The sequence below is a fragment of the Actinoplanes sp. NPDC051388 genome, assembly GCF_055586225.1.
In genome coordinates this window covers 37,623-63,266 of sequence record NZ_JBVJIP010000013.1, presented here as the reverse complement: position 1 = coordinate 63,266, position 25,644 = coordinate 37,623, and the positions used below count along the sequence as shown (strand labels likewise).

Sequence of the window (25,644 nt, the reverse complement as noted above, 5' to 3'; positions counted from 1 at the left end):
CTCCCGGAACTCAGCTGGAGGAGGAACCCCGTTGCGCATCGCGATGATCTCTGAGCACGCCAGCCCGCTCGCCGACGGTGGTGACGCCACCGGCGGAGTGCAGCGTCGACACGTCGCCGACCTGTCCGGCGCCCTGTCCGGCCTCGGCCACGACGTCCGGGTCTACACCCGGCGGGACCGGCCCGGGCTGGCCGACACGGTCGGCATGACCACCGGCGTGCGCGTGGTGCACGTGCCCGCCGGACCCGAGGAGCTGCTGCCCCCCGAGCTGCTGCTCTCCCACATGGGCGACTTCGCCCAGTGGCTGCGCGGCGCCTGGACCAACGGCGACTGGCGGCCCGAGGTGGCCCACGCGCACTTCTGGACCAGCGGGCTCGCCGCGGTCACCGCCGCCCGCCAGGTCGGCATCCCGGTCGTCCAGTCCTTCCACGAACTCGGCGACATGTCCCTGAGCGGCAAGGGCCCGTCCCGCGCCGGCTATGAGCGCGCCCTCGGCCGCGCGGTCGACCGGGTGGTCGCCCAGAGCCAGGAGGAGGTGCGCGGCCTGGTTCGCATCGGCGTGCCCCGCACCCAGCTCACCGTGGTCCCGGCCGGCGTGGACAGCGAGCACTTCACCCCGGACGGCCCGGCCGCCGACCGCGACCCCGATCGTCCCCGCATCCTGTCCGTCGGCCGGCTGGTCGAGCCCAAGGGCTTCGGCGACGTCATCCAGGCGATGCGATTCGTGCCCGGCGCCGAGTGCGTGGTGATCGGCCCGCCGTCGGCCGTCGATCCACAGTCGGCAAAGCTGCGCGCGCTGGCCGAGCGGTTCCAGGTCTCCGACCGCGTCCGGCTGGTCGGCGGGGTGTCCGCCCGGGACATGCCGAAGTGGTACCGCAGCGCCGACCTGCTCGTCGCCGCGGCCTGGCAGGACCAGTACGCGCTGGAGGCGATGGCCTGCGGCGTACCCGTGATCGGCAGTGCCGAAGGCGGTCTCACCGAGACCGTCGTCGACGGCCTGACCGGCGATCTGGTCCCGTCCCGCGACCCGCGCGTGCTCGGCGGGGCATTGCGCCGGCTGGTCAACGACAAGGTGCGGCGCTTCGCCTACGGCACGGCGGCGGTGGACCGGGCGCGGCAGGCCTATTCGTGGAAGCGGGTGGCCGCGCAGCTCGGCTCGGTCTACGCGACGGTCACCGGGCGCGGCAAGCCCGCCGAGGAGGCAGTGGCGCAGGTCTGATCCACCAACCGGTTGATACGCGCCGGGCGGGGGAGTGCGAGGCTCGAAGCATGACCGCGGACGGGCCGACCTACCAGACCAGGATCGACCGCGTGGTGCAGTGGCTGCCCTATGCGACGCTGGCCGGTTCCACCCTGCTGGTGCTGATGTCCCGCGACTGGGTGCCGCCGGGCGCCGCGCCGACGCCGGTGGCGCTGGCGGTGGTGGCCGGCGTTCTGCTGTGGATGTTCTGGTTCATCACGCTGCATCCCGGCTGGGCGCACAGCCGGCCGATGATGGGCCTGTTCTTCGCCGGCCTGCTGATCGGCACCACCGCGCTGATCGTCTGCCACCCGCTGTTCGCGTTCTTCGCCTGGACCGGCTATCTCTTCGTGTCGCAGGCGCTGCCCGGCCGCTGGGTGATCCTCGGCGCGTCGGCGGTCGCCTTCCTCGGCGCCACCTCGCAGATCGGCGGTTTCGCCGCGCTGACCCACCCGGCGATCCTGCCGATCTTCGCGATCGTGCTGGCCTTCAACGTCGGCATCGGGGTGGCGATGACCACGCTCGCCGCGGCCACCGAGAACGAGTCCGAGCGCCGGCGCAAGACCATCGAGGAGCTGGCCGACGCGAACGACCGGCTGGCCGCGGCGATGCGCGAAAATGCCGGCCTGCACGCGCAGCTGCTGACCCAGGCCCGGGAGGCGGGCGCGCTGGACGAGCGGCAGCGGCTGGCCGGCGAGATCCACGACATCCTGGCCCAGGGCCTGACCGGCATCGTCACCCAGCTCGAGGCGGCGGACGCGGCGGCCACCCGGCCGGACGACTGGCAGCGCCACCTGGGCCAGGCGCGGCAACTCGCCCGGGACAGCCTGACCGAGGCGCGCCGGTCGGTGCAGGCGCTCAGCCCGCAACCCCTGGTCGAGGCGGCGCTGCCGGAAGCGCTGGCGGAGGTGGTGGACGGCTGGTCCACGATCAGCGGGGTCAGCGCCGAGCTGATCACCACCGGCACCGCGCAGCGGCTGCTGCCGGAGATCGAGACCACCCTGCTGCGCACCGCGCAGGAGGCACTGGCGAACGTGGCCCGGCACGCGGACGCGTCCCGGGTCGCCCTCACCCTGTCCTACATGGAGGATCTGGTGTCGCTGGACGTCCGCGACGACGGCGCCGGCTTCGATCCGGAGGCGCCGCGCACCCCGTCGGCGACCGGCGGCTTCGGCCTGGCCGCGATGCGTGAGCGGCTGCAGCGCATCGCCGGCACGCTGGAGGTCGAGTCCGAACCGGGCAGCGGCACCGCGATCTCCGCCTGCGTGCCGGCCATGTCGCTGCGCGGAGCCGCGGCATGACCGGCACGATCCGGCTGCTGATCGTCGACGATCACCCCGTCGTGCGGGACGGGTTGCGCGGCATGTTCGCCGGGGACGACCGCTTCGAGGTGGTCGGCGAGGCCGGAGACGGGCGCGAGGCGCTGGCCGTGGCCCGGTCGGTGGGTCCCGACGTGGTGCTGATGGACCTGCGGATGCCGGGCATGGACGGCGTCACCACCATCGAGGCGCTCAAGGCCGAGGGCTCGACCGCCCACGTGCTGGTGCTGACCACCTATGACACCGACAGCGACGTGCTGCCCGCGATCAAGGCGGGCGCCACCGGCTACCTGCTCAAGGACACCCCGCGCGAGGAGCTCTTCCGAGCCGTGTCGGCGGCCCACCGCGGCGAGTCGGTGCTCTCCCCGGCGGTGGCCGGCCGGCTGATGGGCCGCCTGCGATCGCCCGCGCAGGAGCCGCTGAGCCAGCGCGAACTCGAGGTGCTCACGCTGATCGCCCAGGGCGGCACCAACCGGGAGACCGCCACCAAGCTGTTCATCAGCGAGGCGACGGTCAAAACCCACCTGCTTCACGTGTACGCCAAACTGGGCGTCCGTGATCGCGCCGCGGCCGTGGCGGCCGCCTTCGAGCGCGGCCTGCTCAGCCCCCGGAGTCAGCCGTCGCGCGGCTCGCCCCGATAGGTGCCGAAGGACCACAGGTTGCCCTCCGGGTCGCGCATCGCGAACTCCCGGGAGCCGTAATCCGTGTCGTGCGGCTCCTGCGTGATCGTCACGCCCGCGGCCTTGACCCGCTCGTGGAGCTTGTCCGGCTCGTCGGTGACCACGTAACAGCCGAACGAGCCCGGCCGCAGTGCCCACGCGTCGTCCTTGCCGCGTCCGCCCGCCGAGCCGAGCATGATGCCGCCGCCCGGCGGCCAGCTCAGCTGGCAGTGGCTGACCAGGTCGCCGTCCGGGACGACCAGGGTCTCCTCGAAGCCGACCACGTCGACCAGGAATCGGATCAGGGCGCGGGCGTCCTGCGCCCTCAATGTCGGCCACACCTGCGGCGGCGGTTGCTGAGTCATGTCACTCATCGTGGTCCGGCATCGCGGCCGACGCTTGGACAAAATCGAACTCCTCGGCCAGCCAGCGGCTCGCCGGGACGCCGGCCAGCGCGGTGAACTCGCGGGCCAGATGCGCCTGGTCGTAGTAGCCGGTGGCGGCGGCCAGGTCGGCCAGCCGCACGCCGGGGCGCAGCCGCCGCCGGGCCCGGTCGAACCGCGCCACGCGAGCCGCCTCCTTGACTCCCAGTCCGGTCTCGGCGCGGAAGCGGTTGGTCAGGTGCCGCTCGCTCCAGCCCACCTCGGCGGCCACCGCGCGGACCGTGGCCGTGCCACCGGAGTCGAGCACGCGCTGGAACGCGTACCCGATGTCGGGGTGCACCCGGCGGTCGTGGTCGAGCAGGCCGGCCAGCGCGGTGTCGAGCGCGGCGAACCGCCGCGGCCAGGTGCTCTCGGCCAGGATCGCCGCGCGCAGCCGGTCGGTGACCCGCTGCCCGAGCAGGGCGGCACAGTCCACGTCGAGGTGGCCGAGCTCGCCGGCGGGCAGGCCGAAGAGCGCCCGGCAGCCCAGCGGCAGCACGGACACCTGCATGCCGGACTGATCGCCGCCCATCTCGATCAGCGCCGGGCGCAGGTGCAGACCGCCGAGCAGCGCGTCGTAGCGGCCCGGAGCCTGACGCTCGTCCGGATGCGCACGGATCACCAGCGGGTCGTCGAGCGTGACGATCAGGGTCAGAAAGGGTGACGGCAACCCGCGGTGGAAGCCCGGCGGGTTGCCGCTGCTGCGATAGCCGGAATAGCCCTCGACATATGGCCGCAACGCCGGCGAGGGCCGCCCCCGCACATGCTCGTTGACCGCCATCAGCCCAGGCTAGTCGGCCAGCGCCTTGGCCAGATGGTCGCGGAAGTTGCGCTCGCTGTCGGTGACCGTCTCGCCGCCGAGGCCGAGCACGCCGCCGCTGCTGGCCGCGCCGACCACGGTGTCGGTGATCTCGACCAGCCAGTGCTTGTAGGTTTCCGCGTCCGCCGGAGTCGCCTTGGTGGCCAGCAGCGCGGCGGCCTCGGCGGCGCGGTCGAGGACGTCCTCGGCGTAGCCGATCGGGTCGGCCGGCTGGATCACCGGGGGCTCCTCGCCCAGCTCCGGGTCGCCGGCCGCCGCCAGGGCCTCCTGGGCGGCCGCGGCCACCAGGGGGCTGGCCGACGCCCGGGCCTCGGACACCTTCTCCAGGCCGGCCTCGTTCTCCGCCCGGGTCTTGCGGGCGCCGTCCGGGGTGGCCGCGCTGGCCGCGGTGAGCACCGCCTGCGGCAGGCCGACCAGCAGCCCCCACTCGGAGTCGGTGAAGCCCCACTGGGCGTACAGCGGTTCGTCGGTCACGAGCGGAGTCCTCTCGACGGGCACGATGGTTCCGGGTTCAATACCCCGGCAGACCCTAAAGCACACCGTTCTTGCGGGCGCGCGCCTTGTCTCTCTCGTGTTGCTCGACGGTGGTCGAGAAGGCCGAGTGCTTCTCCTTGTCGATCGCCACGAAGAACAGCCACGGCCCGTCCGGCGGGTCCATCGCCGCTTTCAGCGCGGCGGCGCCGGGATTGTTGATCGGCGTCGGCGTGAGACCCGCCTTGCCGTGCAACCGGTACGGGTTCCGGGTGTCCCGCAACTCAGCGCGGGTCATGTCCTTCGACGGCTTCGGCGGCCGCCCGGTGAGCTGGTAGTAGTAGTTGATCCCGACGTCGAACTCCAGGCAGTTGCACGGGAAGTCGCCGTAGACGCGGTTGTAGGCGACCCGCGCCACCTTGCCGAGGTCGTCGTTGTTCCCGGCCTCGGCCTGGGCCAGCGAGGCGACGGTCAGCGCCTCGTAGGGCTTGATCCCGCGTTCCGCGCGCACCCGATCGCTGAACTCGATCTTCTTGGTCACGGCCAGGAAGTGCTCGACCATCTCCTCGAGCATCTTCTCGGCGGTCATCCCGGCCTTGAACTCGTAGGTGTCCGGGAAGAGGAAGCCCTCGATCGAGGGGGCGCCCTTCTTGCCGGCGAACCAGGACTTCGGCACGCCCCGGGCGACCGGATCCTTGCCGGCCTCGGTGAAGTCGTCGTAGGAGACGCCGGTGGCCTTGCTCAGGATCTCGTACACCTGGAACGTGGTCTTGCCCTCCTCGACCGTGACGCCGTCGACGACGCGGGACTTCTTGTCCAGCAGGAGCAGCACGGCCGCCGTCCCGGACATCTGCTTGCGCAGCCGGAACGTGCCGGCCTGGATGCTCTGCGCGCGGGGCTCGTCCTCGGCCGCCGCGACGAACGCCCGGGTGCTGCGCACGACACCGGCGCCGGAGAGCGTCTCGCCGATGTCGGTGAGCGTCGACTTCTCGGCGATCGTGACCCGCACGTCGCCCGTGCCGTCGCCCTCGAAGTCGGGGATGTCGAAGCGGCCCTTGACCACGTAGATGCCGCCGGCGAAGACCAGTGCGACGACCGCCACCAGGCACACCTTGAGGGCCGCCCGGAAGGCCTCGCCGCGGCGCCGATGTTGCGGGGTGTGCCCGCCGGGTCGCTCGTCGATCACAGTCCCACGCCTCCGCTGTCCGCATGATCCAGTCGGGCAGCGTACTTGTTGCTGTCGACCCCCGCGGCGGTCACGGGGCACCCGCGATGTCCGTCGATGTCTATGCTCGGGGGCTGTGGACGGGATGTTTGCCGAAGGTGCGGGGGTTCAGTGAGCTCTCTTGCGAGCACATACGACGCGATGAAGGCGGTCGGCCGGTCGCCGGACCGGTCGGTGACGATCACCCTCGGCGGTCGCGGCGGCGTCGAGGTCGAGCTGAGCGACGACGCCCTGCGCACGCACGACGAGGCCGCGCTGGCCCGGCAGGTCGCCGCGGCCGCCCGGGTCACCCTCGCGGCCTATCGGCAGGAGCAGAAGCGAGCCATCGAGGAGGCCGTGGCGGAGGCTCGGGCCCAGGCGGACCGGTGATCCGCCGAGCTCCGGCCGTCGCCGCCGTGCTGCTGGTGGCATCGGTCGCCGCCGGCTGCGACAACGGGCCGGAGAAGCTGACCTTCGACCAGCCGCTCCCGGCCTGCGCCGCGTTCGTCGAACCGCTCACCGGCCTCGGCATGCCGGCGCCCGCACCGGCCACGTCGGAGCGGCCGGCCTCACCGGACCCGCTCAGCGTCGAGTGCACCTTCGCACCGCCGGCCGGCACGAAGCCGCCCGCGGTGGCTTATGCCTATGTCTATCTGCTGCGCCCGAACTTCGACAGCTCCGAGGGCGACGCCCTGCCGGACTGGGCCAAGGACGGCGCGGCCACCGAGTGCGAGGGCACCCCGGGCACCGACGCCGCGCTGCCCAGTGGCCAGTCGTGTTACGCCCTGCGCAACGAGCAGGAGGCCTCCATGCAGGTGAGCGCCTATGCGGAGAAGACCGCCGTCAGCGTGATCGTGCACTGGGCCGACAAGGACGCCACCCCGGACGAGTTGCGCACCCGGACGCTGGACAAGGCCAACGCCCTGGCGAACGCCGCCATCGGGCTGCTGTGAGGAGATGCCGACCATGCCCAGCCAGATCGAGCAGTTCCGGGCGGAGCTCGACGCCAGCCCGGTCCGCGGGAGGTCACCCCGCGAGTTCGTCGAGGTGCGCCGTGACCAGCGCGGCGAGATCAGCGTGACGATCGAGCCCGGCACCTTCCGCGAGCTGACCCGCGACCAGCTGATCGCCGAGATCCGCGCCGCCCTGGTGGCTGCGGTGACGGACTACGCGAAGACGTCGGAGCGGCTGTTCCAGCGCTGGGGCGGTGCCTGGTGACCACGCTCAGCGTCGAGGCCGCCGCGCTGGTGCGGCAGGCGTCCGGCCGATACAGCGACGCGATGGCCTGCGACGCGATCAAGTTCTACGTCACCCACGTCGGCGCGGTGCCGGACGGCGCCTGGGGTCGGCTGACCTGGTCGGACAAGTGGAAGTCACAGTGGACCGAGGCGGTCGCCGATCGGGCCAAGGAGGCGAGCCTGGCCGGCGAGCGCTTCGACGACGTCGGGCAGACGCTCTATCAGGTGGCGGCCGACTACACGAACACCGACATCAAGGTCGCCGCCGACTTCGCGGCGATCGAGAACAGCCCGCTGATGCCGTTCGTGAACAGCCTGGAGAAGGTCTCCGGCGCGTCCGCGAGTCCGGGCGGCGCGCTGGACATCGCGACCGGTTACACCGGCCGCGGCTACACGGTGTCGATCCCGGAGGACTCCGGCGAGGGCCACCGCCTCAACCAGCTGTTCCGCGACGGCAAGGTGTTCCAGCAGGAGATGTGGCCGGCCGGCACGGACCTCTCCAAGACGCCGGGCGCGCAGATCCGCGAGGAGATGCGGTCCGAGGGCCGCGACAAGCTGGTGGAGTTCATCAACGAGTGGTCCGGGGTGCTGGCGAACGCCGAGTCGATCGTGCGCCAGTGGGGGCTGATGCCGGCCGACTCCTGTGTCGACCTGATCGACGAGGCGTCCAGCGCCTGGCCGGCCATCATCGCCAACCGGGCCAACCTGCTCAAGCTCGGCTCGAACGCGTACCGCGATCTCCGCTCGAACATGGTCGCCCAGGTGAAGGATCTCCAGCAGTACTGGAACTCGCCCGCGGCGGGCGCCTATGCGATCTATGCCAACAGCCTCGGCGACTACTACAACTCGATCGCCGACAACCTGCAGTGGCTCGGCCAGGAAGGGGAGAAGGCAGCCAAGACGATCGACGGCCTGCAACTGGCCTTCGCCAACCTGGGCTTCGAGCACATCATCACGATCTCGGCGCAGCTGGACGCCTATCTGGACGCGGCCAACAGCATCAGCAAGGCCGTCGAGGACCCGCTCAAGGGACTGGCCGACGCGGTGACCGGCCTGCTCAAGACGCTGAACGCGAGCATGGCCGCGAACGCGAGGAAGGCCCAGGCCGAGCTGGACGTCTCGAAGAAGGCGATCGAGGACGCCCCGCACTTCGCCGACGAGAACCACGACATCAGGCAGCCGCCGCAGTCCCCGTCCAACGAGTGGCGCAAGGACGACGGCTGGAAGCCCTGACCCTCACCCCGGAGGCGCCGGGATCGGTCATGCCGGGGAGAGCAGGCCGTTCTCGATGACGACGCCGACCGACAGGGTCTTGTAGCCGACCGAGTCGAACAGGACCGTCATCCTGTCCTCGTCGTAGCCCATCACCATGCCGGTGCCCCACTCCTCGTGGCGCACCTGGCTGTGCACCGGGAACCGCCCGCCCGACGACTTCGGCGGCGGGGTCTCGGCCACGCCCTCGGCGCAGTTGTCGCAATGCCGGCACGGCTTCTTCAGCTCCTCGCCGAAGTAGGCCAGCAGGGTCTGCGTGCGGCAGGACCTGGTCTGCGCGAAGCCACGCATCATGTCCGTGCGGGAGCGCTGCACCGATTGCTGCCGCTCGTGTTCGGCGACGGCGGCCTCCGCGGCGGCGGCCGGCAGCGGCGCGAAGACCGGCACCGTCCACCTGTTCTTCGCGCCCGCGGTGGCCGCGCCGACCTGCTCCAGCAGGCCCAGCATCGCGCCGAGCTTGCGGGGGCTCATGCCGGTCGTCTTCTGCAGAGCGGTCTTCGTCTGCGGGCCGGTGCGCAGCGCGGCCGCCAGCTCGCGGATCTCCACCAGGTCGGGCGCGCCGCCGGCGAAGAACCGCTGGATCGCCTCGTCCTCGGAGCGCCAGAGCAGCAGGACGCGGCCCGGTTCGCCGTCCCGGCCGGCCCGGCCGATCTCCTGGAAGTAGCTGTCCGGCGAGTCCGGCAGCGCGACGTGCGCGACCCAGCGGATGTTCGCCTTGTCGATGCCCATCCCGAAGGCCGACGTGGCCACCATGATGTCGATCTTGTCGGCGGTGAAGTCCTCGTGCCGTTGCTCGCGGGCGCCGGCCGGCATGCCGCCGTGATAGAACTCGGCGCCGTAACCGGCGTGGGCCAGCCGCTCGGCGAGTTCCTCGGCGGCCCGGCGGGTGGCCACATAGATGATGCCCGGCCCCGGCGCCTCGTCCAGCAGCGCGGTCAGCTTGCGCCACCGGTAGTCCTCGTCGGGGCAGTATGCGACCTCGACGAACAGGTTGCGCCGGTCCAGGCCGGACACGTGGATCTCGGGCTTGCGCAGATGCAGCCGGGCGATGATGTCGTCGCGCACCGGCGGTGAGGCGGTCGCGGTCAGGGCCAGCACCGGCGGCCGGCCGAGCTCCTTGATCAGGTGGCCGAGCGCCAGGTAGTCCGGCCGGAAGTCGTTGCCCCACATCGAGATGCAGTGCGCCTCGTCGATCGCGACCAGGCCGGGCTTCAGGGCGCGCACCTCGGCCAGCCGCTCCGGGTTGCTGAGCTGCTCGGGGGTGATGAAGAGGAACTCGGCACGGCCCGCGCGGAGTTCCGCGATCGCTTCCCGCTGTTCCTTCGGGGTCTCCGCCGAGCTGACCCGGACCGCGCGGATCTTCGGGTCGTCCTTCTCGTTCAGCGCCGCGATCTGGTCCTGCTGCAGGGCGAGCAGCGGTGAGATCACCACTGTCGGGCCGGGCAGCAGCACCGCCGGGATCTGGTAGATCGCCGATTTGCCGGCGCCGGTGGGCAGCACCACCAGGGCGTCCCGGCGACGCAGCACGGCGCGCATCGGCTTGAACTGGCCCGGGCGCAGCGAGGGCCACCCGAAGTGCTGCCGGGCGACCTTGCGCAGGCGTGGTCCGTACACGGGAAGTTTCATCGAGCGGCCATTGTGCCCGGCGTCGGCCACTGACAAACCGCTATTTCCGGCCGCCGAACATCCTGCGGATCGCCCACAACAGGATCAGCGCGCCGAGGGCCAGGCCGAGCAGGCGGACCGCGTGCACCTCGGACCAATCGATGCCGGTGGTCGCGGCCAGGGGGGTGGTCACGCCCTCACAGTAGCCGAGCTCACTTTGAACACGTTTAATAGAAAGGTTTGTTGACTAAATGGGCAGCGGGTGTTTCCATGGGTCCGACCACGATCGGAGTACGGGGGGCACATGCCGCACACAGGCGGAATACCGGAACTTGCCGCAAGCGTGCTGCAACCCGGCTTCGTCGGCATCACGGCGCCCGACTGGGTCCGCCGCCGGCTGGCCGAGGGTCTGGGCGGCGTCGCGCTGTTCGCCCGCAACGTCGAGTCGCCGGCCCAGGTGGCCGCGCTGACCGCTCAGCTGCGCGCCGAGCGCCCCGACGTGATCGTGGCGATCGACGAGGAGGCCGGCGACGTCACCCGGCTCGAGTCCCGGCAGGGCAGCAGCCGCCCCGGCAACCTGGCCCTGGGCGCGATCGACGATCCGGCGCTCACCGAGGCCGTCGCGCACGACCTGGGCCGCGATCTCGCCGACGCCGGCATCACGCTGAATTACGCCCCGGACGTCGACGTCAACAGCAACCCCGACAACCCGATCATCGGGGTACGCGCGTTCGGCGCCGACCCGGCCCTGGTGGCCCGGCACAGCGCCGCGTTCGTGCACGGTCTCCAGGCGGCGGGCGTCGCGGCCTGCGCCAAGCACTTTCCCGGTCACGGCGACACGGCGGTCGACTCGCACCACGCCGTCCCGCTCATCGACCGCGGCCGCGAGCAGCTCGAGGCCTGCGAACTGGTGCCGTTCCGGGCGGCGGTGGCGGCCGGCGCCCAGTCCGTGATGACCGGCCACCTGCTGATCCCGGCGTACGACGCCGAGCTGCCCGCCACCCTCAGCCGAAACGTGCTGACCGGGCTGCTGCGCGAGGAACTGGGCTTCGACGGCCTGATCGTCACCGACGGCATCGAGATGCAGGGCGTCAGCCGCCGTTACGGCCTGGCCGGCGCCACCGTGCGGGCGCTCGCGGCCGGGGCGGACGCGATCTGCGTCGGCGGCGACCACGCCGACGAGCACACCGCCCTGCTCCTGCGCGACGCCATCGTGGCCGCGGTGCACAGTGGCGAGTTGCCCGAGGAGCGGTTGCGCGACGCCGCCGCCCGGGTGCGGCGGCTGGCCGCCTGGACCGTCCGGGTGCAACGCGAGACCGGCGCCCGCAAGGGTGAGCGCACGGTCGGCGGCTCGGTGATCGGGCTCGCCGCGGCCCGCCGCGCGGTCCGCCTGACGATCGCCTCCGGCGCCGCCGACCTGCTGCCGCTGACCGGCCCGGCCCACCTGGTCGAGTTCGCCCCGCCGCGTAACATCGCGATCGGCGCGGAGACCCCGTGGGGCCTGGTCGAGCCGCTGGACGATCTGCTGCCCGGCACCACCGCGATCCGCTTCACCGAGGACGACCTGACCGGCCTGGCCAACCCGGCCGCCCGGGTGCTGGCCGGCGCCGACGGCGCGCCGCTCGTGCTGGTGGTCCGCGACCTGCATCGGCACCCCTGGATGGCGGCCGCGGTGGCCGGCGCCCTGGCCGCCCGCCCGGACGCGGTGGTGGTCGAGATGGGCCTGCCCGAACTGGTCACGGGCGCCGTGCACGTGGCCACCTATGGCGCCACCCGCGCCTGCGGCCAGGCGGCCGCCGAGGTGATCGCCGGCACGAGCATCCCGGCGCCGCAAAGGCTCGCGGCTTAGCTGTCTTCCAGGATGTCGTCCCAGTCGTGGTGATCCTGCACGTACTTCACGAAGAACGGGCACACCACCACCACGCGGGCGTTCTGCGCCCTCAGGTGGTCGAGGGTCAGGCGGGCCAGCCGACCGCCGAGGCCCTTGCCCCGGAAGGACGGGTCGATCTCGCTGTGCGTGATCACCGTGCGGCCGTCGCGCACCCGGTACGCCGCGAGGCCGGCCGGGGCACCGTCCACCAGCAGGTCGAAGCGGCGCTCGTCCGGGTTGTCGCGCAAGCTCACATCCATGTCGCGATCGTAAGCTGGCGGATGCCCCGTACCGTGGGATGGGTGTTGAAGACCACGGCCTCGCGCCTTGCCGCCCTGATCTCCACCGCCGTGCTCGGCCTGGCGCTCGTCGCCGGCTGCAGCAGCGACAACGTCGACTGCGGCCTCGACTCCTGCAGCGTGACCATCGCCCGCGAGACCAACGCCAGCGCCAGCGTTCTCGGCGTGGAGGCCAAATTCGTCAGCGCCGACGCCAACACGGTGACGCTGGAGGTGGCAGGCGAGCAGATCCAGCTCACCAAGGGCCAGCAGGCGGTGCAGGTCGGCGGGCTGCAGGTGTCCCTCGACAGCATCACCGCCGACAACGTGTCGTTCCAGGTGGCGCGCCAATAGCACGGGTGCCCGAATTGCCGCCGGAGTTTGAGAAAAGTCGCCGCCGGTAATTCTGAGCAGCATGTCTGCCACCCAGCAAGTCCGAGGATCCGCGTCGCGCGCGGCCAACAGCAAGCCGCTCGAGCTGCTGGCGCGTGGCGGCTTCATCGCCTACGGCGTCATCCACCTGTTGTTCGCATGGCTGGCGCTGCAGGTCGCGTTCGGCAACTCGTCCGGTGATACGGACCAGTCCGGCGCCCTGCAGACCGTCGCCAAGCAGCCGGCCGGCGAGTTCCTGGTCATCCTGATCATCATCGGCATGGTCGCGATGGCCATCTGGCAGGCTTTCGAGGCAGCGATCGGGGAGAGCGGCCCGCAGGACCGGGCCGCGATGGCCGAGCGCTTCATCTCCGGCTGCCGCGCCATCCTCTACCTCTACTTCGCGTACCTGGGCTACCAGGTGATCAGCGGCGCCAACGCGTCGCAGTCGGACAGCCAGCAGTCCTCGGCGTCGTCCGTGATGCAGTCCACCGGCGGCCGCTGGCTGGTCGGCCTGGTCGGCCTCGTGGTCGTCGGCGTCGGTGTCGGCCTGGTCGTCTACGGGCTCAAGAAGAAGTTCGAGAAGCACCTGAACACCGGCCAGATGAACCCCTCGGTGCACCGGACCGTGCGCCGGCTCGGCATGGCGGGCTACACCAGCAAGGGCCTGGCGTACGGCATCGCCGGCGCGCTGATCGTGTCCGCCGCGGTCACCTACGACGCCGAGAAGGCGGGCGGGCTGGACTCGGCCCTCAAGTCGCTGACCGGCAACAGCTGGGGCCCGTGGCTGCTGGGCCTGATCGCCCTCGGCATCGCCTGCTTCGGCGTCTACTGCTTCTTCCAAGCTCGCTATCGCAAAGTCTGACTCTCAGGTGTGAACCTGAGTGTGATCTGATGCCGCCATGAACGGCGTCATGACGGCTCTGCTCGCTGTTGTTGTGGGGGCGGGTGCTGCGCTGGTCCTGGTCGAAGCCATCCATCTCCTCGTCGTGCGCATCGGCAAGCGGTCGCCCCTCTGGGCGGACCTGGCCCGGACGGCCCACCAGCCGTTCCGGGCCCTCGTCGTGGTCTATGCCATCCAGCAGGCGCTGCGCTCCGGCGTCGACGAGTTCGCCGGCCGCGACGGCGTGCTGCACTTCCTGGTCCTCGGCATCATCGCCGCGGCCGCGTGGCTGGTCGCCGCGCTGATGCTGGTGATCGAGGACCTCGCGCTCACCAGATATCGCACCGACGTGCCGGACAACCTGAAGGCCCGGCGGCTCAAGACCCAGGTGGTCATGTTGCGCCGGGTGACGGTCGCGGCCGTCGTCGTGGTCACCCTGGGCGTGATGCTGATGACCTTCCCCGGGGTACGCGCCCTCGGCGCCAGCCTCCTCGCCTCGGCCGGCCTGATCAGCGTGGTGGCCGCCCTGGCCGCCCAGAGCACCCTCGGAAACCTCTTCGCCGGCCTGCAACTCGCGTTCAGCGACGCGGTGCGGGTGGACGACGTGGTGGTGGTCGAGAACGAGTGGGGCCGGATCGAGGAGATGACGCTCACCTACGTCTCGGTGGCGATCTGGGACGACCGCCGGCTGATCCTGCCCACCTCCTACTTCACCACCAAGCCGTTCCAGAACTGGACGCGCACCGGTTCGGCGGTGCTCGGCACGGCCGAGGTCGACGTGGACTGGTCGGCGCCGATCGAGGACCTGCGCGCCGAGCTGCGCCGGGTGTGCGGCGCCTCGGAACTGTGGGACGGCCGGGTCTGCGTGTTGCAGGTGACCGAGGCGATCGGCGGGATGATCCGGCTGCGCGCCCTGGTGAGCGCGGCCGACGCGGGCGCATTGTGGGATTTACGGTGCCTGGTGCGCGAGCGGCTGGTGGGATGGGTGTGGGAGCACCGGCAGGGCTCGTTGCCGCGGGTGCGGGCGGACGTCAACCCGCCCGCGCCGGCCACCGACGGGCCCCAGGAGCACCCGGAGAACGGGCGCGACGGGCAGGTGTTCTCCGGCGGGTCGGACGGCGATTCGCGGGGCGCGGCGTTCGTCGGTCCGGACGACCAGTCGCGTCAATGATTGGATGCTCGCAGGTGGGGGCATACAGGCAGAACAGGGAAAGGAGGACACGATGGCCGATGTCCTGAACGGCGGCGCGGGTCGGCCCGCAGCCGACCAGTCCACATCCGAGCTCGTGCAGCGAGCGAGCGAGCAGATCACCACACTGGTCCGCGACGAACTGGCACTGGCCAAGGCCGAGCTCGCCGAGAAAGGCAGGCATGCCGGCATCGGGATCGGCCTGTTCGGCGGCGGGGGAGTGCTCGCGCTCTATGGCGTCGGTGCGCTCATCGCGACCCTGATCATCGTGTTCAACCTGTTTCTCGATCTGTGGCTCGCCGCCCTGATCGTCACCGTGCTGCTCTTCGTGGTGGCCGGGATCCTGGCGCTGCTGGGCAAGAAGCAGGTGACTCAGGCTGTTCCGCCCGAGCCCAAAGCTGCTATCCAGAGTGTCAAGGCTGACGTCGACGAGGTTAAGCACGCGGTGAAGGACAGGAGCCGGGCATGAGTGAGAAGAACGGGTCGGACGCGGGGAAGCCGGACGTGGCGGCGTTGCGCGCGGAGATCGCGCAGACCCGTGCCGATCTGGGTGAGACGGTGCAGGCGCTGGCCAACAAGGCCGACGTCAAGGCCCGGGCCAAGGAGCAGGTCGAGCAGACGAAGCAGAAGGTGAAGGCGCAGGCGGCGGAGGCCGGGCACAAGGTGTCCGAGGCCGCCGCGGTGGCTTCGGGCAAGGTGCGCGCCGCGGCCGGGCAGGCCGGTGGCAAGGCTCGGGAGACCGCCGCGGTGGCTTCCGAGAAGGTGCGCGAGTCCGGTGCGGTCGAGCGTGCCCAGGGCGCGGGCGTGCAGGTGCGTCGCAACCCGATTCCGGCGGCCGCGGTGCTGGCCGGGGTGGCCGCGCTGATCGGCGTGATCCTGATCGTCCGGGGGCGGCGCCGATGAGCTCGAAGCTGCAGAAGGTCGCGTACAAGCCGGTCGGGCTGCTGCTCGGCATCGGCGCCGGTGCGATCGCCGGGTTCGTGTTCAAGGAGGTCTGGAAACTGGCCTCCGGCGACGACGATGCGCCCAACGCCACCGACGAGGACCGGGGCTGGGGCGAGATCCTGGCCGCGGCCGCGGTGCAGGGCGCGATCTTCGCGCTGGTGAAGGCGGCGGTCGACCGCGGCGGTGCGGTCGGCGTGCGCAAGGTGACCGGCAACTGGCCGGATTAACTAGTCGGTAACAAATCGACTGCGGTCTTGGTCCTCCACACGCACTCCGGTGATGTGGGGGACCTTTTCCCTATCTGCTCCGGTTTATTCGAATGCCCGGAGGGGCAGCTTTGACGCCCGAATTTCGGGTACAGTGTGCCCAGTTTTTGCGTACGTGGTGTGCTGTTCCGCACGCCGCCGTGGCGCCCCCTTGGCGCCCCGGCGGTCGGGTGGATGGGACGTCCTCTGGAAAGGCCGCCTCAACGGCGCCGCTGCTCGAAAACGGTCATCGGCTCCTATGAGCAAGCAACGGGGCCGGCATTTTCAGAAGGAGAGTTCAGCATGGCGCAAGGAACCGTGAAGTGGTTCAACGCAGACAAGGGCTTCGGCTTCATCACCGTCGACGGCGGGGGTGCTGACGTGTTCGTCCACTTCTCGGCCATCCAGACTTCGGGTTACCGGACTCTGGAAGAGAACCAGCGGGTCGAGTTCGAGATCGCCCAGGGCCAGAAGGGCCCGCAGGCGGAGCAGGTTCGCCCGCTCTGAGGCCACACGCCGGCGGAAACGCCGGCTGCCGGCCGCCTGGCGGAGGTCGGCCCCGACAGAAGCCCCGCATCCCGTTGAGGATGCGGGGCTTTTCGGGTCAGTGCTTTCGTGTCGGTGCTGTCGGATCAGGCGGGCGGGTTGCCCGGGTCGGCCGCGTTGACTGCTCGGCGGTGCTTGTTGCGCCGCCGCACGCCGATCACGATCAGCACCAGGCCGGCCACCGCGACCACCGGGCCGACGATCGCCCACAGGCTGACGCCGCTCATCACGCTGCCGCCGACGATGTCCAGCCCCTGCAGCGTCCACAGGCCACCCAGGACGATGAACAGCACGCCGACCGTCATCGGCGTCCACCCGGTGAGCTTCGGCTCGGTCACCATTTGTCGTGCACCTGCGGCCGGACCAGCTCGTCGTAGGTCGCGCGGACCGCCTGCAGCGCCTCGGGGCTCAGCGCCGCCAGGTCGCCGACGGCCGCGTTGCCGCGAGCCTGCTCCGGGTTGCGGGCGCCCGGGATCACCACCGTGACACCGGGCTGGTCGACCACCCAGCGCAGCGCGAACTGCGCCATCGTCGCGCCCTCGGGGACGAGCGGACGCAGCCGCCGCACCGCCGCCAGCCCGGTCTCGTAGTCCACGCCGGAGAACGTCTCGCCGACGTCGAACGCCTCGCCGTGCCGGTTGTAGTTGCGGTGGTCGTCGGCGCCGAACGTGGTGTTCTCGTCGTATCGGCCGGACAGCAGGCCACTGGCCAGCGGGACCCGGGCGATGATGCCGACGCCCGCCTCCCGCGCCGCGGGCAGCACCTGCTCGAGCGGCTTGAGGCGCAACGCGTTCAGAATGATCTGCACGCTCGCGGTGCCCGGCCGGGCGATCGCGGCCAGCGCCTCGTCCACCTTCTCCACGCTGACCCCGTACGCCGCGATCCGCTTCTCCTGCACCAGCGTGTCGAGCGCGTCATAGGTGGCGTCCATCGAGAACACCGGCGTCGGCGGGCAGTGCAGCTGCACCAGGTCGAGCGTCTCGACGCCGAGGTTGGCGCGGGACCGGTCGGTCCACGCCCGGAAGTTGTCGAGCGAATAGTTGGCCGCCTCCTGCGGCACCCGGCGGCCCATCTTGGTGGCCACGGTGAGCCCGGGCCGGTCCTTGATGAACGAGCCGATGATCTGCTCGCTGCGGCCGTCGCCGTAAACATCGGCGGTGTCGATGAAGGTGACGCCCGCGTCGACCGCCGCGGCCAGCGTGGCGTGCGCGTCCTCCTCGCTGACGTCACCCCAGTCGGCGCCCAGCTGCCAGGCGCCGAGCCCGATCACCGAAGCGTCCCGTCCCATCCTGCGAAAGCTGCGATTTTCCACGACCCGAGCCTATCGGTCGCTCTGCTAAAGTCTTGCAAGACGTACGTACGGTTTGGAAGGTCCGGAGGTTGTCATGTGGGATCCCGCCGTCTACCACCGTTACGGCTCCGAGCGGGCCCGGCCGTTCTTCGACCTGGTCGCCCAGATCGGCGCCGAGAAGCCGCGGGCGGTCGTCGACCTGGGCTGCGGGCCGGGCGAGCTGACCGCCACGCTGGCCGACCGCTGGCCGGCCGCCGCGGTGAGCGGCATCGACTCGTCGCCCGAGATGATCGCCAAGGCGCCGGCCGGCGATCGGCTGCGGTTCGGCGTCGGCGACGTGCGGGACTGGACGCCCGGGCCGGACGTCGACGTGGTGGTGACCAACGCGGTGCTGCAGTGGGTGCCCGGCCATCAGGATCTGCTGCGCCGCTGGGCGGCCGAGCTGCCGGCCGGCGCCTGGATCGCCATGCAGGTGCCGGGCAACTTCGACGCGCCGTCGCATCGGGCGCTGCGTGCGGTGGCGTCGGGCACCCCGGCCGCCGAGGTGCTGCGCGAGGCGCCGGTGGACGACCCGGCGGACTATGCGGATCTGCTCGCCGGCGCCCGGGTCAACGCCTGGGAGACGACCTATCTGCACCTGCTCGCCGCGGACGGCTCCGGGCACCCGGTGCTGCGCTGGATGGAGGGGACCGCGCTGCGGCCGGTCAAGGCGAGCCTGGACGAGGCGGCGTGGCAGGATTTCCGGGATGCGCTGACGGCCCGGCTGGAGGCGGCATACCCGGTGCGCGACGGCCGGGTGGCCTTCCCGTTCCGCCGCATCTTCGTGGTGGCCCAGATCGCTTAGGAGCTTTCGATGTCGGATCTGACCTCGTTCATCGCCGGCCTGCCCAAAGCCGAGCTGCACGTGCACCACGTGGGCTCGGCGTCGCCGCGGATCGTGGCCGAGCTGGCGGCGCGGCACGAGGGATCCAGCCCGGTGCCGGCCGACCCGGCGGCGCTGGCCGACTACTTCGCGTTCCGCGACTTCGCCCACTTCGTCGAGATCTATCTGAGCGTGGTCGACCTGATCCGCGACGACGAGGACGTCCGGATGCTGACCTATGAGATCGCCCGGGAGCTGGGCCGCAGCAATGTGCGTTACGCCGAGCTCACCGTGACTCCGTACTCACACGTGCGGCGCGGCATCCCGGCGCCCGCGTTCTGCACGGCGATCGAGGACGCGCGGGCGAGCGCCGCCGCCGACTTCGGCGTGCAGCTGCGCTGGTGCTTCGACATCCCGGGCGAGGCGGGCCTGCCGGCCGCCGAGGAGACGCTCCGGATCGCCCTGGACGAGCGACCCGACGGACTGATCAGTTTCGGCCTCGGGGGACCGGAGATCGGAGTGCCCCGGCCGCAGTTCAAACCCTATTTCGACAAGGCCCGGGCGGCCGGGCTGCACAGCGTTCCGCATGCCGGTGAGACCACCGGACCGGAGACCATCTGGGCCGCCCTGCACGACCTCGGCGCTGAACGAATCGGGCATGGCATCGCGGCCGCACAGGACCCGCGATTGCTGGCCCATCTGGCCGAGAATCAGATCCCGCTCGAGGTGTGCCCGACCTCGAACGTGCGCACCCGGGCGGTGCCGAGCCTCGATGAGCACCCGCTGCCCGCTCTCGTCGCGGCGGGCGTGCCGGTCACCATCAACTCGGACGACCCGCCGATGTTCGGCACCACGATCGAGCAGGAGTACGCGGTGGCCGCCCGCCTGCTGGACCTGGACGAGGCCGGGGTCGCCGACCTCGCCCGCGCCGCGGTCGACGCGTCCTTCCTGCCGGCCGCGGGCAAGGCGGCGCTGCGGGACGAGATCGATCAGTGGCGGAGCGCGTAGAGCGGCTCCTGCCAGGCCGCCAGCACGGCGAGGATGCCGACGGTCAGCACCACCGCCCAGCGGATCAGGCGGCGCCGGCGGAACCGGGGCCGCGGCTCGTCCTCGTCGACGATGGGTCGTGTCTCCAGGTCGGTTCTCATGGCGGTGATTCCCTTCCCCCGGCCGGCCGCCGGGATCATCCCGGGACGGCGGTCCAGCTCTGGTGCCGCGAGTCCGCTCCCGGGTTCTGCAGGACGAGCAGGCGCTGTGCGCCGAATCGCTGCTCGCCCACGCCGGCGACCAGGTCGCCGACGGCGGTGCGCAAGGTGAAGCCGTACGGGGACAGCTGGAGCTCCCAGCGCGACCCGCTGTCGTCCGCGCAGTCGACCTGCACCAGCGGGGTGCCGGCCACCGGGTTTCCGCCCAGCGGCCCGGCGCACTTGCCGGTGGCCCGCGACCGCAGCGAAAACGCGTCCTTGCCGGCCGGCACGAGCATCCACTGTTGCTGGGAGTCGCCGTCCGAGCCGCTCAGCGTGATCGCCGTGCCGTTCGCCGTGCGCGCCGCATAGAGGTCGGCGGCGCCGCCGGTCAGCGCGTTCTGCAGCACGAACCAGGAGTTCTGCGACGGCCGGGCGGCGGGCGCGGTCTGGGCCGGCGACTTGGCCAGGTATTCGTGGCCCGGGCTGCTGATCGTCACCTGATAGGAGGTGGCCGGCCGGAGCCCGATCAGCCGGGCCCGGGTGGCGGTGGTGGTGGCGATCGGCACGCCGTCCACCGCCACCTGATAGCGGGCGCCCGGCGCCACCTCGCCCCACAGCAGGCGCACCGAGTTGCTGGCTGGTTCGCGTACCTCGAGGAAGGCCTGCACCGGCGCGGCGGCCCGTTCCACCGGCGGTTTGCCCGCGTCGGGCTGCGGCTGCTCGGGCGGCGCGATCGGGTCGGCGGCCGGATTGTTGCCGGCGGCGGACGGGTCCGGGCCGGGCGCGTCGCCGCCACCGTCAGAGGCGTCGCCACCGGTCACCGCGGACGAATCCGGGGCCGGCTCGGACGGGCCCGGCTCGGACGGCTCGGGCAGCGCGGCCGGCACGTCCGGCACCACCGCGCCGGGCACGTCCGGGATGTCGTCGCCGCCGTCCCCGCGCAGCAGGAACTCGCTCTCCGCGACGTTCCAGTTCTTGTCGAGATAGCTGCCCTTGGCCGGGTTGGTGCTGAAGTAGTCGTCGTGCCCGCAGTCCAGCCGGTTCTCGTGCTTCTTCGGGCACACCGAGCGGATCGCCTTGCCGCTGCGGTCCGGGCCGCACAGCAGGTCGAAGTCGTCGGTGCAGCCGCCCGCGCCGGTCGCGTTGGGCGAGTCGCGCAGCATCGCGCCCAACGAGTGGGTCAGCTGGTGTGCGGCCGCCACCGAGCTCCAGCAGCCGGAGTCCACCCGGGCATAGGCCGGGCCGCCGTTGTTGCGGTTGCCCGCGCCGGCCCGCTTGTCCGCCACGTAGGTGCTGATCCCGCAGTAGACTCCTGTGTCGGCGAAGAGCAGATATTTGCGGTCGGTGCGGTTGTAGCCGAGCGTCTGCAGCGCCTCGACCGAGCCCTTGAACGAGGCCAGCCCGCCGCGCGGCAGCTGCACCTCGGCGACGTCCACCCGGCAGGACGGCGTGGTCACGAACCGGATGTGCCGCGAGCCGCCGGTCTCCGCCGCCGAGGCGTCGAAGATCGCGTCCACGCCGGCCGACCAGACCCGGATCGAACCGTCGAAGTCGGTGAACCGGCTAGGGGTGCCGAACTCGTGCAGATAGACCACCTGGACGCGCTTGCCGGTGCGGCCGTCGCCCTCACAGGCCACGTCGTGGTTGCCCATCACGAAGTCGGCGTCGCCCGGTGCGGCGTCCGGCACCAGCGCCGGCTTGCCCGCGGTGAGCAGGCTGCCGCCCTGGTCGCGGACGATCTCGGCGTCCGGCGGGACGCGGTCGGACTCGCGCTGCGGCTGGGCCGGCTCGGGCGACTTGGCGGTCACCGACGCCACCGGGCGGGTCACCCGCAGGCCGGCCGGCGCGGCGTCCGGTCCGTGCGTACAGGTCAGCTCGTCGATCTCGTAGGCGCCCGCGCACAGCGAGTCCGCGCCGGCCGGGGTCAGCCCGTCATAGACCAGGCCCTCCGCCGGACTGTCCGCGGGCAGCCCGGCCAGCTCGATCTGCTGCTCGCCGGAATCGCCGGCGCCGTTCCACACGCCGGTCACGATGCTGGGCCCGGCCACCGAGCCCAGACCGAGGATGGTCACCCCCAGCGCTACCGGGAGTAGCCGTAGGACGCCACGGCGTTTGCGCACCAAGCGTCGAACTCCCGCGGCCTTGCGAAGCGCAGACCGTCGGTGCGCGGACAACACATCTCCTCGGTGGGCGGGTGCGCGGTGGGAGGGGGTTATGGGGTTACCGCCTCCCACCGCGCGGGAGCTTCGCCGGCCCGGATAGCGGGGACGAACTGCGGGCTTCGGACCGGGAAGCCGGATGGGATCGGTGTGGAGCGTGCCAGCCCGGAAGCGCCAGGGGAACGCCTTTAATACAGATCTAAGCAAGTCATGTACCGTCCGGAGTAATTCACCTGCGCCGTGCTGTTTTGCTCGCGTTTCCCGGCTCATCAGTGCGGCCGGCGCCGCCGGATCGGATCACGTTCCCGGGCCAGTCTTCCTACCAGACCGAAACGGCTCGCCTGTTTCGGGGGTGCGTCCGCGTCGGCGAAGAGCATCACCACGCTGGCCCCGCCCATCGCCGCCCGGTCCAGGCTCACCGAGCCGCCGGTGGACTGCGCGGCGCGCCGGGCGATGTCCAGGCCCAGGCCGGTCGATCCCTGGTTGCTCTCGCCGCGTTTCATGGCCCGCTCCGGGTCGGGGATGCCCCCGCCGGCGTCGTCCACCCGCACCGCCACCCAGCCGTCGCGCCGCGAGATGCCCACCTCGAACGCGCAGCCCTGCGGCGTGTAGCGGAAGACGTTGCCCAGGATCGCGTCCAGCGCCGCGGCCAGCTCGGCCTTCGCCACCTGCACCGGGATCCGCAGGTGCGCGCCGACCACGCGGTGCTGCCGGTTCTGGTCGCCGGCCAGTGCGGCCCAGAACACCATCCGCTCGCGGACCACCTCGGCGGCGTCGCACACGCCCACCTCGGGGGCGGCGGCCACCTGCGCGGCGACCGCCTTGCGGGTGGTGTTGATCAGCTGGTCGACCTCTTCCTCCAAAGTGATCACGGCCTGTCGGATGCGCCGGATGCCGCGCCGCCGGTCCAGCTCGGCCGCGGAGAACTCGCCGATGTGGGTGTCGTCCGGGTCCAGCGCCTCGACGTCCAGCCGCAGCACGGTCAGCGGGGTGCGCAGCCGGTGCGACAGGTCCGCCATCATCTCGCGTTCGCTCGTGCGCGAGGTGATCAGCCGGTCGGCCATCCGGTTGAACGCGTAGCCCGCCTCGGCCAGCTCCCGCGGGCCCGACGGCTGGATGCGCACGCCCAGGTCACCGCCGCCGACCGCGAGCGCCGCCTGCACCAGCCCGCGGGCCGACGAGACCGCGCCGCGGGCCAGCCGGTCCACCACGATCACCGAGCCGCCGACCAGCGCCAAGGCCACGGCGAACAGCAGCCACAGGTCGCGGGCGGTGCCGGCGGACAGCTGATCCTCGGGGACGAAAACCTCGATCACCGACGTACGGTCACCGACCGTGACCGGCCGCAGATGCACCAGGCCGCCGTCCGCATCGACGGTGAGCACTGCCGTGCCCCGGGCCGCCTCGGTCACCTCCGCCGCGGTCGCCTTGGTGCCGGCCGTGGTGTTCGGCGCGTGCACGGTCAGCTGACCGCCGGCCGCCGCGATGGCCGCGTTGACGCCGTCCCGGCCGGCCGCCGCGGTCAGCGCACCGGCCACCATGGAACTCTGCCGTTCGGCCGCGGCCAGGGCCTCGTCGCGGTGATCGGAGCGCAGCTCCCAGCCGAGCGGGACGAGGAAGGCGAGGGCGGCGATGCCCGTGGTGGCGGCACTGACGGCCGCCAGCCGGGCTCTCAGTCCGGCGCCACCAACCGGAATCCGACTCCCCGCACGGTGCGCAGGTAGCGCGGTTTCGCCGCGGATTCGCCCAGTTTCCGACGCAGCCAGTACAGGTGAACGTCGATCGTCTGGTCCTCGCCGACCGATGGCTGTCGCCATACCTCCTCCAACAGCTCCCGCCGGGACACCACCCGGCCCGGGCGCGCGGCCAGATAGGCCAGCAGGTCGAACTCCTTGCGGGTCAGCGCGAGCGGGGTGTCGCCCAGCGTCGCGCTGCGCTCGCCGACGTCGACCCGGAGCTCGCCGACCTCGTGCACGGCCGGTTGGGCGGACCGGCTGGCCCGTCCGACCCGGCGCAGCACGGTGGTGATCCGGGCGTCCAGGTGCGCCCCGGTGAACGGCTTGACCATGTAGTCGTCCGCGCCCGACCGCAGCAGCCGCACGACGGTCTGCTCGTCGTCGCGCGCGGTGGCGATGATGATCGGCACGTCCGTGATGCCGCGCAGCATGCGCAGTGCGTCGGACCCGTCCAGATCCGGCAGCCCGAGATCGAGCACCACCAGGTCCGGGGTCTCCGCGGCAACCCGGCGCAGAGCGTCCAGAGCGGTGCCCACCGCGTGCACGGCATGCCCCCGATCGGCCAGCGACCGGAGCATCGCACCGCGCACGACGTGATCGTCCTCGACGAGCAACACCGTGGCCATGCGAAGCACCGTAGCGCTCACCGCAAGGAACGCCTAAAGCGTGATGCAGAGCACGGAGTCCATGACGGAGAGTTATGGCTGACGCGTCTTCGACGGCCTTTCCGGACACAGTTCGTCGCCCAGCCCTTGACAACCCCGGGTGATCAGGTCGGCGGCGCGGTGGTGCCGCGGACGACAAGGCGTGGCGGCACCATGATCTCGCGATGCGGCACCGGGGTCCGCTCGACGCGATCGATCGCGCGGCCCACGGCGAGCCGGGTCATCGCCGCGCTGTCCTGAGCGATCGTGGTCAGGTCGACGTGGGCGAGCCGGGCCAGCCGGCTGTCGTCGTAACCGACCACGCTCACGTCCTGAGGCACCCTCAGCCCTCGCCGCGCGAAGACGTCGAGCACGCCGGTGGCACATCGGTCGTTGAAGACGGCGACCGCGGTCGGCGGGTCCGCCGCCAGCTCGGTGGCGGCAGCGGCGCCGTCCTCCTCGCCGAGGCCGCCGGGCAGCACGCGTGCCTCGCGGTCGAGGCCGTGCCGGCGCATGGCGTCGCGGTAACCGCGGCGCCGGTCGGCCGCGCCGGGCGCCCGGCCACCGTCGATGTGCGCGATCCGGCGGTGGCCGAGCCCGACCAGGTGGTCGACGCCCTGCCGCAGGCCGTCGGCATCGGCGGTGCGGATCACGTCGACCGCCGGGCTGCGCACACCGCGGGCGAGCACGATCACCGGCAGCCGGTCCGCGAGCTGAGCCAGTCGCGCCGCCGGCGACCGGGGCCCGAGCAGGATCAGCGCCTCGCACCGGTCCTGCAGCAGGCCGGCGATCGCCTCCTTCTCCTCGCGGTCCGGCGTGACGGCGCTCAGCGCGAGTTCATAGCCGGTCTCGCGGGCCGCGGTGTAGAGGTCGGTGACCAGATCGGCGTGGAAGTCGTGCTGGATGCCGAACACCACACCGAGCAGCCGGCTGCGGCCGCTGCGCAACAGCCGCGCCCGGCTGTCCGGGTGATAGCCGAGCTGGTCCGCCGCATCGAGCACCCGCCGGCGGGTCTCGGCGCTCGCCCCCGGCTCGTCGCGCATGACGACCGAGACCAGCGACTTGGACACGCCGGCCCGCGCCGCCACGTCGGTCAGCGTCGCCCGGCGATCTCCGCTCTGCACCCGCCCACCCTAATCGCCCCACCTGGAACGTTCCAGCTACGGGCCTTGACGCCGCCGGTTCCG

30 protein-coding genes and 1 pseudogene are annotated in these 25,644 nt (G+C 71.7%); 17 read left to right on the top strand and 14 right to left on the bottom strand.

Features of this window, described 5'->3' with window-relative positions; genetic code table 11:
- Positions 1-31: 31 nt before the first annotated feature.
- Genes ACZ6TI_RS29705 through ACZ6TI_RS29695 form a run of 3 tightly spaced genes read left to right on the top strand, consistent with a single transcriptional unit; the run spans position 32 to position 3,200 of the window.
- Positions 32-1,219: a glycosyltransferase gene (locus ACZ6TI_RS29705; RefSeq protein WP_465348467.1), complete on the top strand. Its 1,188-nt coding sequence runs from the start codon at positions 32-34 to the stop codon at positions 1,217-1,219.
- A 50-nt stretch (positions 1,220-1,269) separates the two neighbouring features.
- The gene (locus ACZ6TI_RS29700; RefSeq protein WP_465348466.1) at positions 1,270-2,541 is read left to right on the top strand and encodes a sensor histidine kinase; all 1,272 of its coding nucleotides are present in this window, start codon (positions 1,270-1,272) and stop codon (positions 2,539-2,541) included.
- Positions 2,538-3,200: a response regulator gene (locus ACZ6TI_RS29695; RefSeq protein ID WP_465348465.1), complete on the top strand. Its 663-nt coding sequence runs from the start codon at positions 2,538-2,540 to the stop codon at positions 3,198-3,200. The genes ACZ6TI_RS29700 and ACZ6TI_RS29695 overlap by 4 nt, the downstream gene beginning before the upstream one ends.
- On the opposite strand, the gene ACZ6TI_RS29690 is transcribed toward ACZ6TI_RS29695, so the two are convergent.
- Genes ACZ6TI_RS29690 through mltG form a run of 4 tightly spaced genes read right to left on the bottom strand, consistent with a single transcriptional unit; the run spans position 3,173 to position 6,117 of the window.
- Positions 3,173-3,583, bottom strand: a complete 411-nt coding sequence (locus ACZ6TI_RS29690; RefSeq protein WP_465348464.1) for a VOC family protein — start codon at positions 3,581-3,583, stop codon at positions 3,173-3,175. The two genes, ACZ6TI_RS29695 and ACZ6TI_RS29690, sit on opposite strands and share 28 nt — an antisense overlap.
- A gap of 1 nt (position 3,584) precedes the next feature.
- Positions 3,585-4,421, bottom strand: coding sequence for a helix-turn-helix domain-containing protein (locus tag ACZ6TI_RS29685; protein WP_465348463.1), 837 nt, complete (start codon positions 4,419-4,421; stop codon positions 3,585-3,587).
- Positions 4,422-4,430: 9 nt separating this feature from the next.
- Positions 4,431-4,934: a hypothetical protein gene (locus tag ACZ6TI_RS29680; RefSeq protein ID WP_465348462.1), complete on the bottom strand. Its 504-nt coding sequence runs from the start codon at positions 4,932-4,934 to the stop codon at positions 4,431-4,433.
- Between the two features lie 55 nt (positions 4,935-4,989).
- Positions 4,990-6,117 carry an endolytic transglycosylase MltG gene (gene mltG / locus ACZ6TI_RS29675; protein ID WP_465348461.1) on the bottom strand — a complete coding sequence of 376 codons (1,128 nt, stop codon included), beginning with the start codon at positions 6,115-6,117 and terminating at the stop codon, positions 4,990-4,992.
- Between the two features lie 150 nt (positions 6,118-6,267).
- On the opposite strand from mltG, the gene ACZ6TI_RS29670 reads away from it, so the two are divergent.
- Genes ACZ6TI_RS29670 through ACZ6TI_RS29655 form a run of 4 tightly spaced genes read left to right on the top strand, consistent with a single transcriptional unit; the run spans position 6,268 to position 8,606 of the window.
- On the top strand, positions 6,268-6,525 hold the full coding sequence (locus ACZ6TI_RS29670; protein ID WP_465348460.1) for a hypothetical protein: 258 nt from the start codon (positions 6,268-6,270) through the stop codon (positions 6,523-6,525).
- Positions 6,522-7,088 (top strand): hypothetical protein, encoded by a 567-nt coding sequence (locus ACZ6TI_RS29665; protein ID WP_465348459.1) that lies wholly within the window; start codon positions 6,522-6,524, stop codon positions 7,086-7,088. Before ACZ6TI_RS29670 ends, ACZ6TI_RS29665 begins: the two co-directional genes overlap by 4 nt.
- A 13-nt stretch (positions 7,089-7,101) precedes the next feature.
- Complete coding sequence (locus ACZ6TI_RS29660; protein WP_465348458.1) at positions 7,102-7,353, top strand: hypothetical protein; 252 nt, start codon at positions 7,102-7,104, stop codon at positions 7,351-7,353.
- Positions 7,350-8,606 carry a hypothetical protein gene (locus tag ACZ6TI_RS29655; RefSeq protein WP_465348457.1) on the top strand — a complete coding sequence of 419 codons (1,257 nt, stop codon included), beginning with the start codon at positions 7,350-7,352 and terminating at the stop codon, positions 8,604-8,606. The genes ACZ6TI_RS29660 and ACZ6TI_RS29655 overlap by 4 nt, the downstream gene beginning before the upstream one ends.
- A 27-nt stretch (positions 8,607-8,633) precedes the next feature.
- Here ACZ6TI_RS29655 and ACZ6TI_RS29650 read toward each other — a convergent pair whose 3' ends face one another.
- Together ACZ6TI_RS29650 and ACZ6TI_RS29645 are read right to left on the bottom strand one after the other, a co-directional pair.
- On the bottom strand, positions 8,634-10,271 hold the full coding sequence (locus ACZ6TI_RS29650; RefSeq protein WP_465348456.1) for a RecQ family ATP-dependent DNA helicase: 1,638 nt from the start codon (positions 10,269-10,271) through the stop codon (positions 8,634-8,636).
- A 40-nt stretch (positions 10,272-10,311) separates the two neighbouring features.
- Positions 10,312-10,443: a hypothetical protein gene (locus tag ACZ6TI_RS29645; RefSeq protein ID WP_465348455.1), complete on the bottom strand. Its 132-nt coding sequence runs from the start codon at positions 10,441-10,443 to the stop codon at positions 10,312-10,314.
- A gap of 111 nt (positions 10,444-10,554) precedes the next feature.
- On the opposite strand from ACZ6TI_RS29645, the gene ACZ6TI_RS29640 reads away from it, so the two are divergent.
- Positions 10,555-12,099, top strand: a complete 1,545-nt coding sequence (locus ACZ6TI_RS29640) for a glycoside hydrolase family 3 protein (protein ID WP_465348454.1) — start codon at positions 10,555-10,557, stop codon at positions 12,097-12,099.
- Here ACZ6TI_RS29640 and ACZ6TI_RS29635 read toward each other — a convergent pair.
- Positions 12,096-12,386, bottom strand: a pseudogene (locus ACZ6TI_RS29635) (GNAT family N-acetyltransferase); the annotation flags it as partial. The gene ACZ6TI_RS29640 and the pseudogene ACZ6TI_RS29635 sit on opposite strands and share 4 nt — an antisense overlap.
- Before the next feature lie 15 nt (positions 12,387-12,401).
- Between ACZ6TI_RS29635 and ACZ6TI_RS29630 the strand changes: the two are divergent.
- The 7 genes from ACZ6TI_RS29630 to ACZ6TI_RS29600 all read left to right on the top strand — a co-directional run bounded on the left by ACZ6TI_RS29630 (position 12,402) and on the right by ACZ6TI_RS29600 (position 16,539).
- The gene (locus ACZ6TI_RS29630; protein WP_465348662.1) at positions 12,402-12,752 is read left to right on the top strand and encodes a hypothetical protein; all 351 of its coding nucleotides are present in this window, start codon (positions 12,402-12,404) and stop codon (positions 12,750-12,752) included.
- A 61-nt stretch (positions 12,753-12,813) separates the two neighbouring features.
- Positions 12,814-13,635, top strand: a complete 822-nt coding sequence (locus tag ACZ6TI_RS29625; protein ID WP_465348453.1) for a DUF1206 domain-containing protein — start codon at positions 12,814-12,816, stop codon at positions 13,633-13,635.
- A 37-nt stretch (positions 13,636-13,672) separates the two neighbouring features.
- A complete protein-coding gene (locus ACZ6TI_RS29620; protein ID WP_465348452.1) occupies positions 13,673-14,824 on the top strand; it encodes a mechanosensitive ion channel family protein in 1,152 nt (383 codons plus the stop codon).
- A gap of 52 nt (positions 14,825-14,876) precedes the next feature.
- Complete coding sequence (locus ACZ6TI_RS29615; RefSeq protein ID WP_465348451.1) at positions 14,877-15,311, top strand: phage holin family protein; 435 nt, start codon at positions 14,877-14,879, stop codon at positions 15,309-15,311.
- The gene (locus ACZ6TI_RS29610; RefSeq protein ID WP_465348450.1) at positions 15,308-15,745 is read left to right on the top strand and encodes a DUF3618 domain-containing protein; all 438 of its coding nucleotides are present in this window, start codon (positions 15,308-15,310) and stop codon (positions 15,743-15,745) included. Before ACZ6TI_RS29615 ends, ACZ6TI_RS29610 begins: the two co-directional genes overlap by 4 nt.
- Positions 15,742-16,014, top strand: a complete 273-nt coding sequence (locus ACZ6TI_RS29605) for a DUF4235 domain-containing protein (protein ID WP_465348449.1) — start codon at positions 15,742-15,744, stop codon at positions 16,012-16,014. The genes ACZ6TI_RS29610 and ACZ6TI_RS29605 overlap by 4 nt, the downstream gene beginning before the upstream one ends.
- 321 nt (positions 16,015-16,335) lie before the next feature.
- Positions 16,336-16,539, top strand: coding sequence for a cold-shock protein (locus tag ACZ6TI_RS29600; RefSeq protein WP_011905669.1), 204 nt, complete (start codon positions 16,336-16,338; stop codon positions 16,537-16,539).
- A 125-nt stretch (positions 16,540-16,664) separates the two neighbouring features.
- On the opposite strand, the gene ACZ6TI_RS29595 is transcribed toward ACZ6TI_RS29600, so the two are convergent.
- Both ACZ6TI_RS29595 and ACZ6TI_RS29590 read right to left on the bottom strand, forming a co-directional pair.
- Positions 16,665-16,919 (bottom strand): hypothetical protein, encoded by a 255-nt coding sequence (locus ACZ6TI_RS29595; RefSeq protein ID WP_465348448.1) that lies wholly within the window; start codon positions 16,917-16,919, stop codon positions 16,665-16,667.
- The gene (locus ACZ6TI_RS29590) at positions 16,913-17,890 is read right to left on the bottom strand and encodes an aldo/keto reductase (protein WP_465348447.1); all 978 of its coding nucleotides are present in this window, start codon (positions 17,888-17,890) and stop codon (positions 16,913-16,915) included. The genes ACZ6TI_RS29595 and ACZ6TI_RS29590 overlap by 7 nt, the downstream gene beginning before the upstream one ends.
- Before the next feature lie 73 nt (positions 17,891-17,963).
- Here ACZ6TI_RS29590 and ACZ6TI_RS29585 point away from each other — a divergent pair, with 73 nt between their 5' ends.
- Positions 17,964-18,713 carry a trans-aconitate 2-methyltransferase gene (locus ACZ6TI_RS29585; protein WP_465348446.1) on the top strand — a complete coding sequence of 250 codons (750 nt, stop codon included), beginning with the start codon at positions 17,964-17,966 and terminating at the stop codon, positions 18,711-18,713.
- Between the two features lie 9 nt (positions 18,714-18,722).
- A complete protein-coding gene (locus ACZ6TI_RS29580; RefSeq protein WP_465348445.1) occupies positions 18,723-19,739 on the top strand; it encodes an adenosine deaminase in 1,017 nt (338 codons plus the stop codon).
- Here ACZ6TI_RS29580 and ACZ6TI_RS29575 read toward each other — a convergent pair.
- The 5 genes from ACZ6TI_RS29575 to ACZ6TI_RS29555 form a co-directional block, all read right to left on the bottom strand.
- Positions 19,721-19,879 (bottom strand): hypothetical protein, encoded by a 159-nt coding sequence (locus tag ACZ6TI_RS29575; RefSeq protein ID WP_465348444.1) that lies wholly within the window; start codon positions 19,877-19,879, stop codon positions 19,721-19,723. The genes ACZ6TI_RS29580 and ACZ6TI_RS29575 overlap by 19 nt on opposite strands.
- A gap of 35 nt (positions 19,880-19,914) precedes the next feature.
- Positions 19,915-21,990 carry an RICIN domain-containing protein gene (locus ACZ6TI_RS29570; RefSeq protein WP_465348443.1) on the bottom strand — a complete coding sequence of 692 codons (2,076 nt, stop codon included), beginning with the start codon at positions 21,988-21,990 and terminating at the stop codon, positions 19,915-19,917.
- 356 nt (positions 21,991-22,346) lie between these two features.
- Complete coding sequence (locus tag ACZ6TI_RS29565) at positions 22,347-23,615, bottom strand: HAMP domain-containing sensor histidine kinase (protein WP_465348442.1); 1,269 nt, start codon at positions 23,613-23,615, stop codon at positions 22,347-22,349.
- Positions 23,616-23,749: 134 nt separating this feature from the next.
- The gene (locus tag ACZ6TI_RS29560; protein ID WP_465348441.1) at positions 23,750-24,439 is read right to left on the bottom strand and encodes a response regulator transcription factor; all 690 of its coding nucleotides are present in this window, start codon (positions 24,437-24,439) and stop codon (positions 23,750-23,752) included.
- Positions 24,440-24,582: 143 nt separating this feature from the next.
- Entirely contained in the window at positions 24,583-25,581 is a 999-nt protein-coding gene (locus tag ACZ6TI_RS29555) for a LacI family DNA-binding transcriptional regulator (RefSeq protein WP_465348440.1), read from the bottom strand.
- Between the last annotated feature and the right edge of the window lie 63 nt (positions 25,582-25,644).

Excerpts from the sequence above, each read along its gene's own strand:
- ACZ6TI_RS29585 (WP_465348446.1), top strand. The coding sequence starts at position 17,964 with ATGTGGGATCCCGCCGTCTACCACCGTTACGGCTCCGAGCGGGCCCGG.
- ACZ6TI_RS29580 (WP_465348445.1), top strand. The coding sequence starts at position 18,723 with ATGTCGGATCTGACCTCGTTCATCGCCGGCCTGCCCAAAGCCGAGCTG.
- ACZ6TI_RS29690 (WP_465348464.1), bottom strand. The coding sequence starts at position 3,583 with ATGACTCAGCAACCGCCGCCGCAGGTGTGGCCGACATTGAGGGCGCAG.
- ACZ6TI_RS29560 (WP_465348441.1), bottom strand. The coding sequence starts at position 24,439 with ATGGCCACGGTGTTGCTCGTCGAGGACGATCACGTCGTGCGCGGTGCG.
- ACZ6TI_RS29615 (WP_465348451.1), top strand. The coding sequence starts at position 14,877 with ATGGCCGATGTCCTGAACGGCGGCGCGGGTCGGCCCGCAGCCGACCAG.
- ACZ6TI_RS29695 (WP_465348465.1), top strand. The coding sequence starts at position 2,538 with ATGACCGGCACGATCCGGCTGCTGATCGTCGACGATCACCCCGTCGTG.
- ACZ6TI_RS29660 (WP_465348458.1), top strand. The coding sequence starts at position 7,102 with ATGCCCAGCCAGATCGAGCAGTTCCGGGCGGAGCTCGACGCCAGCCCG.
- ACZ6TI_RS29685 (WP_465348463.1), bottom strand. The coding sequence starts at position 4,421 with ATGGCGGTCAACGAGCATGTGCGGGGGCGGCCCTCGCCGGCGTTGCGG.
- ACZ6TI_RS29630 (WP_465348662.1), top strand. The coding sequence starts at position 12,402 with ATGCCCCGTACCGTGGGATGGGTGTTGAAGACCACGGCCTCGCGCCTT.
- ACZ6TI_RS29575 (WP_465348444.1), bottom strand. The coding sequence starts at position 19,879 with ATGAGAACCGACCTGGAGACACGACCCATCGTCGACGAGGACGAGCCG.
- ACZ6TI_RS29700 (WP_465348466.1), top strand. The coding sequence starts at position 1,270 with ATGACCGCGGACGGGCCGACCTACCAGACCAGGATCGACCGCGTGGTG.
- ACZ6TI_RS29620 (WP_465348452.1), top strand. The coding sequence starts at position 13,673 with ATGAACGGCGTCATGACGGCTCTGCTCGCTGTTGTTGTGGGGGCGGGT.
- ACZ6TI_RS29595 (WP_465348448.1), bottom strand. The coding sequence starts at position 16,919 with ATGGTGACCGAGCCGAAGCTCACCGGGTGGACGCCGATGACGGTCGGC.
- ACZ6TI_RS29650 (WP_465348456.1), bottom strand. The coding sequence starts at position 10,271 with ATGAAACTTCCCGTGTACGGACCACGCCTGCGCAAGGTCGCCCGGCAG.
- ACZ6TI_RS29640 (WP_465348454.1), top strand. The coding sequence starts at position 10,555 with ATGCCGCACACAGGCGGAATACCGGAACTTGCCGCAAGCGTGCTGCAA.
- ACZ6TI_RS29605 (WP_465348449.1), top strand. The coding sequence starts at position 15,742 with ATGAGCTCGAAGCTGCAGAAGGTCGCGTACAAGCCGGTCGGGCTGCTG.
- ACZ6TI_RS29610 (WP_465348450.1), top strand. The coding sequence starts at position 15,308 with ATGAGTGAGAAGAACGGGTCGGACGCGGGGAAGCCGGACGTGGCGGCG.
- ACZ6TI_RS29625 (WP_465348453.1), top strand. The coding sequence starts at position 12,814 with ATGTCTGCCACCCAGCAAGTCCGAGGATCCGCGTCGCGCGCGGCCAAC.
- ACZ6TI_RS29600 (WP_011905669.1), top strand. The coding sequence starts at position 16,336 with ATGGCGCAAGGAACCGTGAAGTGGTTCAACGCAGACAAGGGCTTCGGC.